Below are 16,880 nucleotides of genomic sequence, written 5' to 3' on the forward strand. Positions count from 1 at the left end.
AAAAATGTAAAAAAAGTGTTGACATTTGTTCTCCCACAATTGTATAATAGCAAAGCGGGTTGCAAAAAAGCAGCCTGCAACACACAAGATATGGGGTCTTAGCTCAGCTGGGAGAGCATCTGCCTTACAAGCAGAGGGTCATAGGTTCGAGCCCTATAGGCCCCATACAAAATAACCATATGGCGGGATAGCTCAGTTGGCTAGAGCATACGGTTCATACCCGTAGTGTCGCTGGTTCGAATCCAGTTCCCGCTACTTGAAAGCACACGGCATCGGATTTTCCGGTGCCGCTTTTCATTCCGTTGACAACAGACGGGCGGAAATTATATACTGGTACATAGATTTTACATATGGAAAGACGGAGGAGATACGATATGAACGGAAAGACAAGAGACGGGCTCTGGATCGTTGTGGGCGCATACCTGGCTTACACGGGGGGACAGCTCATCATGGACGTCCTGAGAGAGAAGCCGGAGGGCTATATCGGATTTGTCGTGGCAGGCGTTCTCTTTGTGGCCTTTGGCATCGGCCTTGTCATCTATGCCATCCGGGACCTGACAAAGCCGGTGGAAGAGACGGAGGCAGATCAGGAGGAAGATGAGGAGGAAGCTGACGCAGAGGAAGGGGCGAAGGAGCAGGACAGCCCTGCTGCGGAAGACAGAGAAGGCCAGGAGGAGAAAGGAGAAGGCGATGCGGATCGGGACAGGGTATGACGTACACAGACTGACAGAGGGGAGGAAGCTGATACTGGGCGGCGTGGAGATCCCCTATGAGAAGGGGCTCCTTGGCCATTCGGACGCGGACGTGCTGCTCCACGCCATCATGGACGCCCTTCTGGGAGCCGCGGCCCTGGGGGACATCGGCCGGCATTTTCCGGATACGGACGAGGCGTACCGGGGCGCGTCCAGCTTAAAGCTCCTTGAGAAGGTCGGGGAGCTGATCGAGAAGGAACTGTATGTGATCAGCAACATCGACGCCACCATCATCGCCCAGCGCCCGAAGCTGGCGCCCTACATCGACGCCATGCGGGACCATGTGGCGGACACCCTCCATCTTGAGAGGAACCAGGTCAACATCAAGGCGACTACGGAGGAGGGGCTTGGCTTCACCGGAAGCGGCGAGGGCATTGCAGCCCAGGCGGCCGCCTGCCTGGAGACCATCGCCAACGTAAGCTACGACCCGATGGCAGGGGGCGGCTGCGGCGGATGCGCCGGCTGCGGCGGAGACAGATAAGGGCGCGGGAAGAAGGAGAGCTATGCAGATCAGGAAACTGGAAGACGGGGAAAAGAAGGAGACAAGGCAGCTGTACGAGGAGGTCTTCCCGGAGGACAGCGCCTCTTTCGTGGACTACTACTATACAGAGAAGACAAAGGACAACACCATCTATGCGGCAGAGGAGGACGGCGCCATCCAGGCCATGCTCCACCTCAATCCCTACACGCTGCTTGTGAACGGGAAGGAGGAGCCGGCCCACTACATCGTGGCCGTGGCCACCCGGGAGGCGTACCGGAAGCGGGGGTATATGGCCGCGCTTCTTAAGCGGGCTCTCGCGGATATGCACCGGGCAGGTGAGCCCTTCACTTTCCTGATGCCGGCTGCAGAGGCCATTTACCTGCCCCACGGTTTCGCCACGGTGTACGAGCAGGAGCAGCGGTTTTACGACGGAGCAGCCCTCCCGGAAGGGTGGAGCGCGCGCAGGGCTTTGCCGGAGGATGCGGCGGCCATTGCCGGCGCCGCGCAGGAGGCGCTCAGGGCGCGGTTCTGCGTGTTTGCCAGGCGGGATCAGGCCTACTATGAGCGCCTGATAAAGGAGTATGAAAGCGACGGGGGCTGCCTCATGGTCTGCCGGGACGGCGGACGGATCGCGGACTGCCTGCCTGCCGTGGACGAGATCCCGAAGGAGAGACCGAAGATCATGGTCCGCCCGGTGGATGTAAAACACCTCCTTTTGCTCCTGAAGCTCAGTTATCTCACGGCGGTCTGCTTCCGGGTGACAGACCCCCTGATCCCGGAGAACAACCAGGTGTTCCTGCTGACAGGGACCGAGTACTCCGGCGTCATGCTCATGGAGGGGCGCCCGGAGAACAGCGAGGGCACGCTGACCGTGCAGGCTCTTGCAAGGCTTGTGTTCGGTGCGGCATCCCCGGAGGAGATCGCCGGCGAGGAGGGCGTCTCCATGACGGAGAGGATGATGGGGGAGCTGAAGAAGATCGTGCCCCTGTCGCCCGTCTGTCTCAATGAGATCGTGTAAATGAAGGTTGACAAATCTTTCTTTTTCACATAGTATATAGTCTATAGTCAAAGACAGTGAACGGAGAGAGTAACACAGGAAGGAGCCACCAGAGAGGGACCGTCACCGGCTGCAAGCGGTCCCGGGCGAAACCCGTGCGAAGTGCATCCGGGAGTTGATCCGGCGAAAGGAGGGCGGCGCGTCTTCCCAGGTAGCCGGGTACGCGGATCGGCAGGCGTTATATGCCGGAAAGCGGGAAGCTGCCGCGCGTTTTTTGGACGCCGCGGGCGGTTTTCAACAGGAGTGGAACCACGGATCAGATTCGTCTCTTACAGAAGTAAGGGGCGTTTTTTATTGTAAGGAAAGGAAAGACAGGTATGGGAATCGTCAGCTATATCCGCGAGGAGATCCAGGTGATCCGGGAGCGTGACCCGGCCATCAAATCCAATCTGGAGGTGTTCCTCTACCCGAGCTTCCGGGTGATCTTAAGCTACCGGGTGGCCCACAGGCTGTACCGGAAGAAGCACTACTTCCTGGCCAGGTGGGTGTCCCAGCGGGCCGCCAGGAAGACCGGCATAGAGATCCATCCCGGCGCCCGGATCGGCAGGGGGCTTTTCATCGATCACGGAACCGGGGTCATCATCGGCGAGACGACCGTGATCGGCAACAACGTGACCCTCTACCAGGGCGTGACGCTGGGAGGAACGGGCAAGGAAAAAGGAAAGCGGCACCCCACGCTGAAAGATAATGTCATGGTGAGCGCAGGAGCCAAGATCCTCGGCTCCTTTACCATCGGGGAGAACGCCAAGATCGGGGCCGGCGCCGTCGTGCTCAGGCCCGTGCCGCCCAACTGTACCGTGGTGGGCGTGCCGGGGCGCATCGTGAAGATGGGCGACCAGCGGATCCCGAGGGAGGAGCTGGACCAGGTGCACCTGCCGGATCCGGTGAGCAACGACATCCGTCAGCTGCAAAACGACAATCTCCGTCTCCGCCGGGAGATCAAAGAGCTGGAGAGGCACATGAAGTGCATGGAGAAGGAAGATACGATAGAGATCGAAGAGAATAAGGAGGAGCAACATGAAACTGTTTAACACAATGTCAAAGAGAAAAGAAGAATTCGTACCCCTGGAGCCTGGCAAGGTAAAGATGTATGTCTGCGGCCCCACGGTCTACAACCTGATCCACATCGGCAACGCGAGGCCCATGATCGTGTTCGACACGGTGCGCAGATATTTTGAGTACAAAGGCTACGATGTGAACTATGTGTCCAACTTCACGGACGTGGACGACAAGATCATCCGCAAGGCCATCGAGGAGGGCGTCTCCGCCGACGAGATCTCCAGGCGCTACATCGCCGAGTGCAAGAAGGATATGGAGGGCATGAATGTAAAGCCGGCCACAAAGCACCCGCTCGCCACGGAGGAGATCTGCGGCATGGTGGAGATGATCCAGACGCTCATCGACAAGGGCTATGCCTATGAGAAGAACGGCACTGTCTACTTCCGCACAAGACAGTTTAAGGACTACGGCAAACTGTCCCACAAAAATCTGGACGACCTGCGCTCCGGCAACCGGGCGCTCCTTGTAAGCGGCGAGGACGAGAAGGAGGATCCGCTGGATTTCGTGCTCTGGAAGCCCAGGAAAGAAGGGGAGCCCTCCTGGAAATCACCCTGGAGCGACGGCCGGCCGGGCTGGCACATCGAGTGCTCCGTCATGTCCAGGAAGTACCTGGGCGAGCAGATCGACATCCACGCCGGCGGCGAGGACCTTGTGTTCCCCCACCACGAGAATGAGATCGCCCAGAGCGAGGCGGCCAACGGCAAAGAGTTTGCAAAGTACTGGATGCACAATGCATTCCTTAACATTGACAACCACAAGATGAGCAAATCCCTCGGGAACTTCCGCACCGTGCGGGAGATCAGCGAGCAGTACGACCTGCAGGTGCTGCGCTTCTTCATGCTCAGCGCCCACTACAGAAGCCCGCTGAACTTCAGCGCAGACCTGATGGAGGCTTCCAGGAACGGGCTGGAGCGGATCGTAAACGCGGCCCAGAACCTGAAATTCCTGCAGGAAAATGCAAAGACAGAAGAGATGTCCGCGCAGGAGACGGAGGATCTGGCTAAAACGGAGGAGTATGTGAAAGCCTTCGAGGCGGCCATGGACGACGACTTCAACACAGCGGACGCCATCGCGGCAGTCTTTGAGCTTGTGAAATACTGCAACACCACCGCCGGAGCAAAGAGCTCCGCCCGGTATGCGGGCGGCCTTCTGGCAGTGCTCGAGAAGCTCTGCGACGTGCTTGGGCTTATCGTTGTGAAGGAAGAGGAGATGCTGGATGCGGATATCGAGGCCCTGATCGAAGAGCGGCAGGCAGCCAGAAAGGCGAAGAATTTTGCCCGCGCGGACGAGATCCGGGACGAACTCGCAGCCAGGGGCATCATCCTTGAGGATACAAGGGAAGGAGTAAAATGGAAAAGAGCATAGAGGAAAAAGACTCCGGGGCCCGGTTTGAGGAGTGCATGGAGCGCGTGCTCGGGCTGCGGCAGGCGGATGCGAGGGAGTATTCCCCCCTCACGCTCGCCTATATCGGAGACAGTATCTATGACCTGGTCATCAAGACGCTGGTCATCAATCAGGGGAACCGTCCGGTGAACGCGCTGCACCGGATGACCAGCTCCCTCGTGCAGGCATCCGCCCAGTCCCGGATGATGCGCACGCTGCAGGAGATGCTGACCGAGGAGGAACACGCGGTCTACAAAAGGGGCAGAAATGCCAAGAGCGTGTCGCCGGCCAGGAACCAGTCCGTGACAGACTACCGCCGGGCCACCGGATTCGAGGCCCTGATGGGGTATCTCTACCTGGAGAGACAGTGGGAGCGGATGCTGTTCCTTATAAAGACGGGGCTTGCCAGCCTGGAAGAAGGCGCCCCGGAGAAGGAAGAGGAAGAAGAATGAGTGCAGATATAGAAAGAAACGAGACAGTGATCGAGGGCCGGAACGCAGTGCTGGAGGCCCTGCGCGCCGGGCGCCCGGTGGACAGGCTCTATGTGCAGGACGGCTGCAAGGACGGACCGGTGCAGACCATCATAAGGGAGGCCGGGAAGCATGACACGCTCATCCAGTTCGTTGCCAGGGAGCGCCTGAACCAGATGAGCCAGACAGGCCATCACCAGGGCGTCATCGCGCAGGCGGCGGCCTGGGAGTACGCCCAGGTGGAGGATATGCTGGAGCTGGCCAGGCAGAAGGGGGAGGACCCGTTCCTGCTCCTTTTGGACAATGTGGAGGATCCCCACAACCTGGGGGCCATCATCCGCACAGCCAACCTGGCGGGCGCGCACGGCGTCATCATCCCCAAGCGGCGGGCGGTGGGGCTGACAGCCACCGTGGCCCGCACCTCGGCGGGCGCCCTCAGCTACACGCCGGTAGCCCGGGTGACGAACCTGGTGAAGACCATGCAGGACCTGAAAGAAAAGGGACTCTGGTTCGTGTGCGCGGACATGGGCGGGAAAGTGATGTATGACCTGAACCTGACAGGCCCCATCGGGCTTGTGATCGGAAACGAGGGAGAGGGCGTGGGAAGGCTTGTGAAGGAGAACTGCGACTTTACGGCATCCATCCCCATGCGCGGGGATATCGACTCCCTGAACGCCTCTGTGGCGGCCGGCGTCCTCTCTTACGAGATCGTGCGCCAGAGGCTGGGGAAACAGAAGTAGGAACCGGAGCGGGAGGAGAAGGATTGTGGCAGACTATGCGCAGATGACAGATGAACAACTGATCCGCCAGCTCCGCGCGGGCGAGGAGGATATCACGGACTACCTGATGGAGAAGTACAAGGGGATGGTCCGGAAGGAAGCCAAAGCCATGTACCTTCTCGGCGGGGAGAACGACGACCTGATCCAGGAGGGGATGATCGGCCTCTTTAAGGCGGTCCGGGACTACGATGCCGCCCAGGAGGCTTCCTTCGGCACGTTTGCCAGGCTCTGCGTCACAAGGCAGCTCTACAGCGCCATTGAGGCGTCCCGGAGGAAAAAGCACAGCCCCTTAAACTCCTATGTCTCCTTTTATGAGAAGGAGGACCGGGAGGGGGGAGGCAGCCTGCTGGATACGATGGAAGCGGGGTGCGAGAGCGACCCGGAGCAGGCATTCCTCAGCAAGGACAATGCAAGGCGGATGGAGGAAGAGCTGGAGGAGAGCCTGAGCAGCCTGGAGAAGCGGGTGCTCTACCTTCACCTGAGGGGGACGGACTACCGGACGATCGCCAGCCTCCTTGACCGGAGCCCGAAGACGGTGGACAACGCCATCCAGAGGATCCGGGCCAAGGCGGAGAAGATCCTGCAGGATGAGAACAACAGAGATTGACAGATCATCGAAAGTGTGATATTTTATTTAGCAATCAGTTGTCTTTAAGGAACATAACTGAGGCAGTTAAAAGAGAAAGGTGTGATCATATACATGGACGATGACAGTGACACTGAAACCTGTACATACGACAGGATATCCGTATGTGCGGCAGAGGGTGCACAGCTTGAAGTGACTCCATGTAATATCATGAATAGATAAGGGTATAGGCTGCGGGCGTGCGCGTAGAAGCGCATGGCCTGCGGTCTATACCCTTTTGTCGATATTACGGAATAAGAATTAGCAGGAGGATAAAACAGAAATGGTAGGACCATTGATCTTACAGGTAGTACTGATCTTTTTGAACGCAGTATTTGCAAGCGCGGAGATCGCCGTGATCTCCATGAACGAGACGAAACTCAGGAAAATGGCGGAGGACGGGGACCGGAGGGCCCGCCACCTCTATACGCTGACAGAGCAGCCGGCGAAATTTCTCTCCACCATCCAGGTGGCCATCACCCTGGCCGGGCAGTTGGGGAGCGCCTTTGCGGCGGACAGCTTTTCCGGCCCGCTGGCCGGCTGGATCGTCAGCATGGGCGTGCCTGTGCCGGAGCGGGTTGTCAAGACCGCAGCCCTTGTGCTCATCACGATGATCCTGGCGTACTTCAGCCTGGTGTTCGGCGAGCTCGTTCCGAAGCGGATCGCCATGAAGAAGTCGGAGGAACTCTCCCTGCTTCTGTCAGGCCTTCTGTACGGCGTATCCAAGGTGTTTGCGCCTCTCGTGTTCCTGCTCACCAAGTCCACCAACGGGGTGCTGCGCCTCATGGGCATCAACCCGGAGGAAGAGGACGAGCAGGTGACGGAGGAGGAGATCCGCATGCTCCTCATGGAGGGGAATGCCCAGGGCAACATCGATGCGGAGGAGAGCGAGATGATCCGCAACGTCTTTGAGTTCGACGACATCTCGGTAGAGCAGATCTGCACCCACAGGGTGGATATGGACTGCCTGTACCTGGAAGACGGTATGAAGGACTGGGAGGAGACGATCCACAAGACAAGGCACACCCACTACCCGATCTGCAATGAGAACCAGGAGGACATTGTGGGGATCCTGGACACGAAGGACTACTTCCGCCTGGAGGACAGAAGCCGGGACAACATCCTGGCACACGCCGTGGAGAAGGCATACTTTGTGCCTGAGAGCATGAAGGCGAACACCCTGTTCCAGAGCATGAAGGAGAAGAGGATCTACTTCGCGGTGCTCGTGGACGAGTACGGCGGCGTCAGCGGCCTGATCACTCTTCACGACCTGATCGAGTCGCTGGTGGGCGATCTCTACGACGCGGACGAAGAGGAGGAGCCGGAGGACATCGTGCGTCTGGAAGACGGACAGTGGCTGATCCAGGGAGGCGCGGGCGTGGAGGACGTGGCCGAGGAACTGAAAGTGGAACTCCCGGCGCAGGACTACGATACGTTTGGCGGTTATATCTGCAGTGTGATCGACCGCATCCCGGAGGATGGCGAGAGCTTCATCTGCGACACGGAAGATCTGGAGATCCGCGTGACAGGCGTGGAGAACCACAGGATCCTGGAGGCTTTTGTCCGGAAGAAGGAGACGCCGGAGGAAGAGAAGGAATAACAACAGAACAGTTACAGAATGTAAGCCGCCCTATCTGCCAGGATGCAGGGCGGCTTACTTATCGTCTTTTCTTAAATGTAGAATTGCTACGATTAAATTGGTCAAAAAAATGGAGCATACGGGACTTGAACCCGTGACCTCCACACTGCCAGTGTGGCGCGCTCCCAACTGCGCTAATGCCCCATGAAAAAGCTGCCTAGCGGACTTGAACCGCCGACCTCCGCCTTACCAAGGCGACGCTCTACCGACTGAGCCAAGGCAGCATATGAAAAATGTGCTTTTTGTATGCAACGTGATTAATATACAATATAATGATGTGTTTGTCAATGTTTTTTTCGGAAAAAGGCAGATGCCCGGAATACGAAAAAGTATGTTAAGAATTTGTTTATAATTCTTAAGAGTCTTTTACACTCCTTGTCTCCACTGTCGAAATAGGGTATACTTTGTCGGAAGAGAAAAGCAAGGGGAGAAAGACCATGAAACGGGGAGAAAAAGCGCACAGGAGACGGGGGAGAAAGAAGAGCGGAAAAAGAAGGGCCGGGCTGTGGATCGGCCTTGCGTTTGCCGTGCTGGCGGTCTGCGCCGGGGCGGCGGCATCCTTCCTCTATCTGACCGGCTTCGGGCAGAAGGCGAGGATCGAGATCGCCACGGGAAACCACGAGATCTACGAGGGAGATGCGCTCCCGCCGCTTCTTGTGGATGTCAGTTCCGGGACGGAGGACCGCAACGGGAGGATCCGGCTGGATGGCGGGGATAAGACGACGGCTGCGGATCTGGTGCGGCGCCTGCGAAGCGGGGAGGGGATCACCCTGCACTGCGAGGCGGACAGCCGCATGGAGGGCACATACCCTGTCGAGATCCGGCTTACCGGGGAGCTGGCGGACAAGCTGCAGGGGAAATGGGCCGGGAAGGTGGATCTTGTGATCCGGGACGGCCAGGTCACAGTGAAGAACCGCACGGGAGACTGGGACGGGGACCGGTTCCGCAGATACGACGGAAGCTATGTGACGGATGACTTTGTCACATACAGGCAGAAAAAGTACTATTTTGACGCGGAGGGGAACAAGGCCGTGGGCTGGCGCGACCTGGCGGACGGGAAGTACTGCTTTGACGAGAGCGGGGCCATGGAGACCGGCCTGTGGAAGGACGGGACCGACGGCCGCTATTACCTTGGCGCAGACGGACGCGCGGTCACAGGCTGGCAGGATATGGACGGGAACAGGTACTACTTTGACGGGAGCGGGCGTATGGCCACCGGGGATGTGTACATGGGCCTTTCCCTGTACTCCTTTGACGGGGAGGGACGGCTTGTGTCCGTGAAGGAGAGCCAGGTAGATCCGTCCCGTCCCATGGTGGCCCTCACCTTTGACGACGGGCCCGGAAGCCGGACAGGGGAGCTTCTGGACCAGCTGGAGAAGCATCAGGCCCACGCCACCTTTTTCATGCTGGGGCAGAAGGTGCCCTCCTATCCGGACACGGTGCGCCGGATGAAGGAGATCGGCTGTGAGCTGGGGAACCACTCCTTCGATCACCCGGAGCTGACCCGGCTGGACGGGGCCGGCATCTCCTCCCAGATCCAGAAGACCAACGACGCCATCCGGGCGGCGGCGGGGAACGGCGCCACGGTCATGCGGCCGCCCTACGGCGCCATCAACAGCGCCGTGTCGGAAAACGTCGGCCTGCCCATGATCCTGTGGAATATCGACACGCTGGACTGGAAGACGAGGAACGCCCAGAAGACCATCGACACGGTCATGAATTCCGTGAGCGACGGAGATATCATCCTCATGCACGACATACATACGGAGTCCGTGGACGCGGCGATTGCCCTCATCCCGAAACTGCAGGAGGCAGGGTATCAGCTTGTGACTGTGTCGGAGCTGGCGGCGGCGAAGAATGTGACCCTGGCGAACGGGAAGAGCTACACGGATTTCTGATTGCCGGCCGCCGGGAAGTGTGGTAAGATATTTTTTATGACCAGAGAATATCAGGAGGTTGTTATGGGAGAAGAGACGGTTTCTAAAAATTTTATCGAACAGGAGATAGATAAGGACCTGCGCGAGGGCGTGTACGACCGGGTGTGCACCCGGTTCCCGCCGGAGCCGAACGGCTATCTGCACATCGGCCACGCCAAGTCCATCCTTTTAAATTACGGGCTTGCACAGAAGTACGGCGGCACCTTCCACCTGCGTTTTGACGATACGAACCCCACCAAGGAGGACACGGAGTTCGTGGAGTCCATCAAGGCGGATGTGGAGTGGCTTGGCGCAGAGTACGGCGAGCATCTCTACTTTGCGTCCGATTATTTTGACATCATGTACGAGTGCGCCCTGAAGCTCATCCGCAAGGGCAAGGCCTACGTCTGCGACTTAAGCCCGGACCAGATCCGGGAGTACCGGGGCACCCTTACGGAGCCGGGCAGGAACAGCCCTTACAGGGACCGGTCCGTGGAGGAGAACCTGGCGCTCTTTGAGGGCATGAAGAACGGGCTGTACAAGGACGGGGAGAAGGTCCTGCGCGCCAGGATCGACATGGCGTCCCCCAACATCAACATGCGGGATCCCATCCTCTACCGGGTGGCCCACATGACCCATCACAATACAGGCGACAAATGGTGCATCTACCCGATGTACGATTTTGCCCATCCCATCGAAGATGCGGTGGAGAAGATCACCCACTCCATCTGCACGCTGGAATTTGAGGATCACAGACCCCTCTACGACTGGGTTGTGCGGGAGTGTGAATTTGACCCCGCGCCCCGGCAGATCGAGTTTGCCAAACTGTACCTGACCAACGTGGTGACAGGGAAGCGCTACATCAAGAAGCTTGTCCAGGAGGGGATCGTGGACGGGTGGGACGACCCCCGTCTTGTGTCCATCGCAGCCTTAAGAAGGAGAGGGTTTACGCCGGAATCCATCAAGATGTTCGTTGACATGTGCGGCGTGTCCAAGAGCCAGAGCTCTGTGGACTACGCCATGCTGGAGTACTGCATCCGGGAGGATCTGAAGATGAAGCGGCCCCGCATGATGGCGGTCCTGGATCCCATCAAGCTGGTGATCGACAACTACCCGGAGGGGGAGAGCGAGGAGCTTGACGTGGCCAACAACCTGGAGAACGAGGAGCTTGGCAGCAGGACGCTTCCCTTTGAGCGGGAGCTGTACATCGAGAGAGACGACTTCATGATCGAGCCGCCGAAGAAATACTTCCGCCTCTTCCCGGGCAATGAGGTGCGCCTGATGCATGCGTACTTTGTCAAGTGCACAGGGTATGAGACCGACGGGGACGGCAGGGTGACGGTGGTGCACTGCACGTACGATCCGGAGACAAAAGCGGGGTCCGGCTTCACCGGCAGAAAGGTGAAGGGGACGATCCACTGGGTGCCCGCCTCCTGCGCGCAGAAAGCGGAGGTCCGCCTCTATGAGAACCTGATCGATGAGGAGAAGGGCGTATATAATAAGGAGGACGGTTCCCTGAACCTGAACCCGAACTCCCTTGAGATCCGCACAGACTGCTATGTGGAGCCGGGCTTCCGGGACGCGAAGCCGTACGACAGCTTCCAGTTCGTGCGGAACGGGTACTTCTGCATTGACGCGAAGGATTCCAGCCCGGAGGCGCTTGTGTTCAACCGGATCGTCTCCCTGAAGAGTTCTTTTAAGCTTCCAAAGTAGAGGATGACAGGCGATGCATGAACTGACGATCCATCTGAAGACGCACAGCGGGACGCCGCTGTACGAGCAGATCTACAGTTACATCAAAGAGAATATACGGGAAGGAAAGATCGTGTGCGGGGAAAAGCTTCCCTCCACACGGTCTCTTTGCAGTTACCTGGAAGTGAGCAGAAGCACGGTGGAGCTGGCCTACGGGCAGCTCCTGTCCGAGGGATACATCGAGTCGGTGCCGTGCCGGGGGTTTTTTGTGGCGCAGGTGGACGACCTTCTGCATCTGGAGGCGGCTCCCGCCAGGAGCAAAGAGAGAAAAGAGGAGAAGAAAGGGAAGCCGGCCTTCCGGTACGACTTCTCGCCAAGCGGCGTGGATCTGCGCAGCTTCCCCTACAACGCGTGGCGCAGGCTCTCCCGGGAGGTGCTATCGGACGACAGGACGGAGCTCTTCCGGCTGGGGGATCCGAAGGGGGAGTACGCGTTCCGCAGCGCCATCTGCCGCTACCTCTACCAGGCCAGAGGCGTAAACTGCAGCCCGGACCAGGTGGTCGTGGGGGCAGGGAGCGATTACCTTCTGATGCTTCTGTGCTCGCTTCTGGGGCGGGGGCGGGTGATCGCGGTGGAAGACCCCACCTACAAGCAGGCGTACCGCCTGTTCCGCAGCCAGTCCTGCGACGTGCGCCCCATCGCCATGGACGGGAAGGGCATGGCGGTGGAACTCCTGCGCGCATCCGGGGCCGATACCGCCTATGTGACCCCGTCCCACCAGTATCCAACCGGCATCGTCATGCCGATCCGCAGGCGGATGGAGCTGCTTGGCTGGGCGCAGGAGAGGGAGGACCGGTACATCGTGGAGGACGACTATGACAGCGAGTTCCGCTACAGGGGGAAACCCATCCCGGCCCTGCAGGGATATGACGCGAAGGGGAAGGTCATCTACCTCGGCACCTTTTCCAAGTCCATCGCGCCGGCTATCCGCCTGAGCTACATGGTCCTGCCGGAACCGCTGTGCGAGGCCTTCGACAGGAAGCTGGGCTTCATCAGTTCCACCGTGTCCAAGGTGGACCAGCTCATCATGTGCCGCTTCATCGAGGAGGGGTACTACGAGCGCCACCTCAACAAGACACGCGCCCTCTACCGGGGCAGGCACGACCAGCTCATCGCGGGACTGAAGGGGCTGGCGGGGGAGTGCCGCATCTCCGGGGAGAATGCGGGCGTGCACCTCCTTCTGCATTTCGCCGACGGCAGGACGGAGCAGGAGCTGATCGGGACAGCAGCCGCCCACGGCATACGTGTGTACGGCCTGTCCGACTATGTTGTGGGGGAGAGGCAGAAGGAGGCGGTCATCCTGCTGGGATACGCCAACATGCCGGAGGAGAAGATCCGGGAGGCATGCGCCATCCTGGAGAAGATATGGAAAAAGAGCTGAGAAGAGAGAGGCTCATGCGGCGTTCTCTCTTCCCGGCTCTTTTTTTATTTTTCCGGAAGATATACATGTACTTTTTCGATGCGGTTCTTTTCCAGCGCATCCACCACGAGGCGGATGCCGTCTTCCGTGACGACCTCGTCGCCGGCCTCGGGCAGGCGGTCCAGCCGCCCGATGATAAACCCGCCCAGGGAATCGTAGTCCTCGGAGGCAAGATCCGTGCCAAGCCGCTCGTTGACGTCGTCCAGGTTCATGGATCCCTCGATGACGTACTCCCGGTCGGAGATGCAAAGCAGCGGCTCGTCCTCCGCCTCGTCGTACTCGTCGTGGATCTCGCCCACGATCTCCTCCAGAATGTCCTCCAGCGTGATGATGCCGGCCAGCTCGCCGTACTCATCCAGCACGATGGCGATGTTGAAGGTGGACTCGCGCATCTCCACAAGCAGCTCCGAGATGCTCTTGTACTCGTATGTAAAGTGCGGGGTGCGCATGATGTCGCGGACGTTGAAGGATGCATCCCGGTCGTAGAGGAGCAGGTCTTTCATGTTCAGGATGCCGACGATGTTGTCCTGGGAGTCCTCATAGACGGGCAGGCGCGTGAACTTGTCTTCCCGGAAAATGCGGATCAGCTCCTCGTAGGAACTGTCCACGGAGGCAAAGGTCACGTGGACCCGGGGCACCATGATATCCTTCGCGTTGGCGTCCCCGAGATCGAACACATTGTTGATCATCTCTTTTTCCCCGGATTCGATGACGCCGCTCTCGTGGCTCACATCCACGATGGTGCGCAGCTCCTCCTCCGTCATCCCCTTGCGGGCGGCGTCCGGATCGACGCGCAGCAGCCGCATGATCCCGCGGGAGAAGAGATTGATGATGAAGATCACGGGCGTCATGATGGTCATGAAGAACCGGATGACGCCGATGTACCGAAGGGAGATCTTCTCCGCGTTGATGGTGGCGTAATTCTTCGGCGTGATCTCCCCGAAGACGAGGATCGCAACAGTGAGGATCGCGGTGGCGATGCTGACCATGTATCCGCCGAAGGCGTAGGCGAGGGTGGCTGACAGGGAGGAAGCGGAGATGTTGACGATGTTGTTCCCGATCAGGATCGCGCTCAGCATCTTGGAAGTGTGGTTCTCTGTCACATCCAGCACCATGGCGGCCCGCTTGTTCCCGTCGTCGGCGAGGGCGCGCAGCCGGATCTTGTTGGCTGTCGTCAGAGCTGTCTCGTTCGATGAAAAGAAGGCTGAGAGCATGAGAAGAACGAGCAGTATGGCGAATTGAAATAGATTGGCAAAGTCCAAAGTAATGGTTCACTCCTTTCCGAAAGAAGGCACCGGAAAGGCTGAAAGGCCATTCCGGCGCCCTGTTCGTGTCTGTTTTGTGCGGCTTTCTAGTCCTGCGCGTCTGCCTCTTCGGCAGCGGGATCCTGCGCGTCTGCCTCCCCGGCAGCGGGATCCTGCGCGTTTGCCTCCTCTTCGGCGGCAGCCTCCTGGGGCGCTTCCTCTGCGGCAGAGTCAGCTAAGTCAGCTTCTTCTTCGTCCTTTGCAGGGGTGTTGAGGGGGACATACTCCCGGTCGCCTACAGGTTTTAAATCGTTGTCGAGGTCGAAATCCTCATCCTCGAATGCATCCATATCGTCATCCACATCATCTGAAGAGGATTTTTTCAGATAATAGAAAAGTCCGGCGGCGGCGCTTCCGACAGCGGCCAGGCCGAGCACACGTTTGATCCATTTTGCCATAACTATGACTCCTTTCTGCGGACTGCATATATGATAAATTATATTGTAATACTTTTTCACAAAAAAGGGAAGAGGGGATATGCAAATACTGACGAAATTCCGCATGCAGGTCCGGTTGTGGCTGCCGGGAAAGTGTGGTACACTGTATACTGTGCCAGACAAGATAAGGAGGACTATATGAAGATAAACAAACCGGGAAAAGCGAAATCAGGACTGTTCAGGATCGTATTCAGCCGTACAGGCTTTATTCTTCTTCTGATCCTGCTGCAGCTTGGACTCTTCGTTGTGACGACGAACATCCTGCAGGGATATGCGTTCTTTATACATGGCGGCCTCACCGTGCTCGGCGTGGTCGTGCTCATCTACATCATCAACTCGGAGGACAACCCTGCCTTCAAGATGACCTGGATGCTCTGCGTCATGGCCTTCCCGGCCGTGGCCACGATGTTCTACATCTATGTGAAGACGCAGGCCGGCACCCGCTGGATGGGCAAGCGTCTCGCCACCCTGCGGATCGAGACGGACCCCTACATGATCCAGGATATCGACGTGCTGGACGCCCTGCGGGCCAGCAGGCCGTCCTACGGGAACCTGGCCAGCTACATGTCCCACCACGTGGGCTTCCCGGTGTACCGGAACACGGAGGTGAAGTACTTCCCCCTGGGGGAGGACAAGTTTGAGGCCATGGTCACAGAGCTTGAGAAAGCGCGCAAATACATTTTTATGGAGTACTTCATCGTGGAGCGCGGATACATGTGGGACACCATCCTGAAGATCCTCATAAAGAAAGTGCGGGAGGGCGTGGAAGTCCGGTTCCTGTATGACGGCACCTGCGCCATCTCCCTGCTCCCCTACGACTACCCGCAGATGCTGGAGCGGAAGGGGATCCGGTGCAAGATGTCCAACCCCATCAAGCCGTTCCTCTCCACGGTGCAGAACAACCGGGATCACCGGAAGATCTGCGTCATCGACGGGAAAGTGGGCTTCACAGGCGGCGTCAACCTGGCGGATGAGTACATCAACCGCAAGGAGCGGTTCGGGCACTGGAAGGATACGGCCGTGATGCTGCGGGGCGACGCGGTGCAGAGCCTGACCATGCTGTTCCTGCAGATGTGGAACGTGGACGAGCAGGAGAGCGAGGACTACCGGCGCTACCTCACGCCCAGGCGCAGGGAGCTTCGGCGGGAGCTGGGGTACGTGCTCCCCTACGGGGACAGCCCCTTTGACAACGAGAACGTGGGCGAGGAGGTGTACTTCCACATCCTGAACCACGCCAAGAAGTACGTCCACATCATGACACCGTACCTCATCCTGGACAATGAGATGATCACCACCCTCACCCGGGCGGCGAAGAGCGATGTGGAGGTCATCATCATCATGCCCCACATCCCGGACAAGTGGTACGCTTTTGCCGTGGCCAAGACGTACTACGGCGAACTCATCCGGGCGGGCGTGCAGATCTACGAGTACACGCCGGGCTTCGTCCACGCCAAGGTGTTCGTGTCCGACGACGACACGGCTACCGTGGGCAGCATCAACCTGGACTACCGGAGCCTCTACCTGCACTTTGAGAACGGCGTGTTCATCTACAACAACTCCGTGGTGGATAGGATCGAGCGGGATTTCCAGCAGACGCTGGCGAAATGCCACAAGGTGACCCTCCTGGAGGTGCGGAGCCAGAGCCTGTTCACCAAGATCTCCGGCCAGGTGCTGCGCCTGGTGGCGCCGCTGATGTAGGCCGGCCCGGGGACGGGAAAAAATCTATTGTACAAAAACTGTGAAATATAGTATAATGCTTATGGCTGTTTTTCAGCCGTCTAATGTATGCAAATGATATGCAGGAGG

Annotated in this window: 15 protein-coding genes and 4 tRNA genes; 15 read left to right on the plus strand and 4 right to left on the minus strand. The window is 58.6% G+C overall.

What is annotated here, in order from left to right:
* The first annotated feature begins 92 nt into the window (after positions 1-92).
* The 11 genes from H6A20_RS02575 (at position 93) to H6A20_RS02625 (ending at position 8,206) form a co-directional block, all read left to right on the plus strand.
* Positions 93-165, plus strand: a tRNA-Val gene (locus tag H6A20_RS02575).
* A gap of 16 nt (positions 166-181) precedes the next feature.
* Positions 182-255 (plus strand) — tRNA-Met (locus H6A20_RS02580).
* A 119-nt stretch (positions 256-374) separates the two neighbouring features.
* Positions 375-713, plus strand: coding sequence for a hypothetical protein (locus H6A20_RS02585; protein ID WP_204905606.1), 339 nt, complete (start codon positions 375-377; stop codon positions 711-713).
* Entirely contained in the window at positions 691-1,233 is a 543-nt protein-coding gene (gene ispF, locus H6A20_RS02590; protein ID WP_204905607.1) for a 2-C-methyl-D-erythritol 2,4-cyclodiphosphate synthase, read from the plus strand. Before H6A20_RS02585 ends, ispF begins: the two co-directional genes overlap by 23 nt.
* Positions 1,234-1,255: 22 nt before the next feature.
* Complete coding sequence (locus H6A20_RS02595; protein WP_204905608.1) at positions 1,256-2,251, plus strand: GNAT family N-acetyltransferase; 996 nt, start codon at positions 1,256-1,258, stop codon at positions 2,249-2,251.
* A 356-nt stretch (positions 2,252-2,607) separates the two neighbouring features.
* A complete protein-coding gene (gene cysE / locus H6A20_RS02600) occupies positions 2,608-3,321 on the plus strand; it encodes a serine O-acetyltransferase (protein ID WP_204905609.1) in 714 nt (237 codons plus the stop codon).
* Positions 3,308-4,714 carry a cysteine--tRNA ligase gene (cysS, locus tag H6A20_RS02605; RefSeq protein WP_204905610.1) on the plus strand — a complete coding sequence of 469 codons (1,407 nt, stop codon included), beginning with the start codon at positions 3,308-3,310 and terminating at the stop codon, positions 4,712-4,714. Before cysE ends, cysS begins: the two co-directional genes overlap by 14 nt.
* Positions 4,699-5,184 (plus strand): Mini-ribonuclease 3, encoded by a 486-nt coding sequence (locus H6A20_RS02610; RefSeq protein WP_204905611.1) that lies wholly within the window; start codon positions 4,699-4,701, stop codon positions 5,182-5,184. Before cysS ends, H6A20_RS02610 begins: the two co-directional genes overlap by 16 nt.
* Positions 5,181-5,942 carry a 23S rRNA (guanosine(2251)-2'-O)-methyltransferase RlmB gene (gene rlmB, locus H6A20_RS02615; RefSeq protein WP_204905612.1) on the plus strand — a complete coding sequence of 254 codons (762 nt, stop codon included), beginning with the start codon at positions 5,181-5,183 and terminating at the stop codon, positions 5,940-5,942. The genes H6A20_RS02610 and rlmB overlap by 4 nt, the downstream gene beginning before the upstream one ends.
* A gap of 25 nt (positions 5,943-5,967) precedes the next feature.
* The gene (locus H6A20_RS02620; protein ID WP_204905613.1) at positions 5,968-6,588 is read left to right on the plus strand and encodes a sigma-70 family RNA polymerase sigma factor; all 621 of its coding nucleotides are present in this window, start codon (positions 5,968-5,970) and stop codon (positions 6,586-6,588) included.
* A gap of 301 nt (positions 6,589-6,889) precedes the next feature.
* Positions 6,890-8,206 carry a hemolysin family protein gene (locus H6A20_RS02625; RefSeq protein WP_204905614.1) on the plus strand — a complete coding sequence of 439 codons (1,317 nt, stop codon included), beginning with the start codon at positions 6,890-6,892 and terminating at the stop codon, positions 8,204-8,206.
* Between the two features lie 110 nt (positions 8,207-8,316).
* Here the strand turns inward: H6A20_RS02625 and H6A20_RS02630 are convergent.
* Positions 8,317-8,389, minus strand: a tRNA-Ala gene (locus H6A20_RS02630).
* 7 nt (positions 8,390-8,396) lie between these two features.
* A tRNA-Thr gene (locus H6A20_RS02635) sits at positions 8,397-8,469 on the minus strand.
* A gap of 213 nt (positions 8,470-8,682) precedes the next feature.
* Between H6A20_RS02635 and H6A20_RS02640 the strand changes: the two genes are divergently transcribed.
* The 3 genes from H6A20_RS02640 (at position 8,683) to pdxR (ending at position 13,294) form a co-directional block, all read left to right on the plus strand.
* The gene (locus H6A20_RS02640) at positions 8,683-10,143 is read left to right on the plus strand and encodes a polysaccharide deacetylase family protein (RefSeq protein ID WP_204905615.1); all 1,461 of its coding nucleotides are present in this window, start codon (positions 8,683-8,685) and stop codon (positions 10,141-10,143) included.
* Between the two features lie 63 nt (positions 10,144-10,206).
* Positions 10,207-11,874 carry a glutamine--tRNA ligase/YqeY domain fusion protein gene (locus H6A20_RS02645; protein WP_204905616.1) on the plus strand — a complete coding sequence of 556 codons (1,668 nt, stop codon included), beginning with the start codon at positions 10,207-10,209 and terminating at the stop codon, positions 11,872-11,874.
* Between the two features lie 13 nt (positions 11,875-11,887).
* Entirely contained in the window at positions 11,888-13,294 is a 1,407-nt protein-coding gene (pdxR, locus tag H6A20_RS02650; RefSeq protein ID WP_204905617.1) for a MocR-like pyridoxine biosynthesis transcription factor PdxR, read from the plus strand.
* Positions 13,295-13,338: 44 nt separating this feature from the next.
* On the opposite strand, the gene H6A20_RS02655 is transcribed toward pdxR, so the two are convergent.
* A complete protein-coding gene (locus tag H6A20_RS02655) occupies positions 13,339-14,595 on the minus strand; it encodes an HlyC/CorC family transporter (RefSeq protein WP_204905618.1) in 1,257 nt (418 codons plus the stop codon).
* An 89-nt stretch (positions 14,596-14,684) separates the two neighbouring features.
* Entirely contained in the window at positions 14,685-15,035 is a 351-nt protein-coding gene (locus tag H6A20_RS02660; RefSeq protein WP_204905619.1) for a hypothetical protein, read from the minus strand.
* 177 nt (positions 15,036-15,212) lie between these two features.
* Between H6A20_RS02660 and cls the strand changes: the two genes are divergently transcribed.
* Positions 15,213-16,772, plus strand: a complete 1,560-nt coding sequence (cls, locus tag H6A20_RS02665) for a cardiolipin synthase (RefSeq protein ID WP_204905620.1) — start codon at positions 15,213-15,215, stop codon at positions 16,770-16,772.
* Positions 16,773-16,880: the final 108 nt, after the last annotated feature.

Origin of the sequence: Mordavella massiliensis (assembly GCF_016901695.1) — a bacterium.
Taxonomy (GTDB): Bacteria; Bacillota; Clostridia; order Lachnospirales; family Lachnospiraceae; genus Claveliimonas; species Claveliimonas massiliensis_A.